A 1,021-nucleotide genomic window follows, 5' to 3' on the forward strand; every position below is an offset into this window, starting at 1 on the left:
CCGCCGCACCCGCCAGATCCACACCCGACACCGCACCACGCGTCACGAACACCAGACGCGAGGCGGCAAACCGCCCATCAGCCAGCCACGACTGGATCGTGTCGAGCGCCTCGGCCGCCGCGTTGTGGACGGACTCCACCGTTCCCGACGGGTCGGCAGGCGCAGCGACCAGGACGGCCCCGGGCACGGCCGTGTCCGTCAGGGATTCCAGGTCCGCGTACGTCCGCAGCGGCTCGTCTTCCGGTCCGGTGCCGAGTTCGACGTGCTCCTCCGTGAGCGGGACGGGGGCCCACTCGACCTTGAAGAGGGCGTCACGGTCGGCGGTCCGTAGCTGACCGGCCGAGAGCGGGCGTACCACCAGCGACTCCACGGAGGCGACCGGCGCACCGGACGGGTCGGCGATCGCGACCGCCAGCGCGCTGCCGACGTCACGGATACGGACGCGCAGGTGCGAGGCGCCGGTTGCGTGCAGGGACACTCCGGTCCACGAGAACGGGACTCCGCCCGCTTCGCCGCCGCCCAGGGCCGCCGCGTGCAGCGCGGCGTCGAAGAGGGCGGGGTGCAGACCGTACGCGGCACCGTCGGTGCCCTCGGGGAGCGCCACCTCGGCGTAGAGGTCCTTGCCTGCCTTCCAGGCCGCCCGCAGGCCCTGGAAGGCCGGGCCGTAGGTGAGTCCGGCGTCGGCGAGTTCGTCGTAGCAGCCCGTCACGTCGAGCGGCTTCGCGCCCTGTGGCGGCCATACGGCGGTGTCGAAGGGGGCCGTGGTGGCCCCGGTGTTCACCGCGCCATCGGCGTGGAGGGTCCACGGGCCTTCGCCCTCCCGCGAGTGCACCGAAACCGGCCGGCGGCCTTCGTCATCGGGCTCGCCCACCCACACCTGCACCTGTACCGCGCTGCCCGAAGCGGGCAGTACCAGGGGCGCGGCGAGGGTCAGTTCCTCCACCGCACCGCAGTCCACCTCGTCGGCCGCCCGCAGCACCAGTTCCACCAGCGCCGTACCCGGCACCAGCACCGACCCCAG

General features: G+C 73.5%; 1 protein-coding gene. It reads right to left on the reverse strand.

Annotation, left to right across the window (positions count from 1 at the left end; genetic code table 11):
* The coding region (locus ACH4EB_RS38760; protein WP_398353247.1) for a polyketide synthase dehydratase domain-containing protein at positions 1-1,021 on the reverse strand (1,021 nt) is incomplete at both ends.

It is taken from the genome of Streptomyces sp. NPDC018045 (assembly GCF_044327445.1).
Lineage (GTDB): Bacteria > Actinomycetota > Actinomycetes > Streptomycetales > Streptomycetaceae > Streptomyces.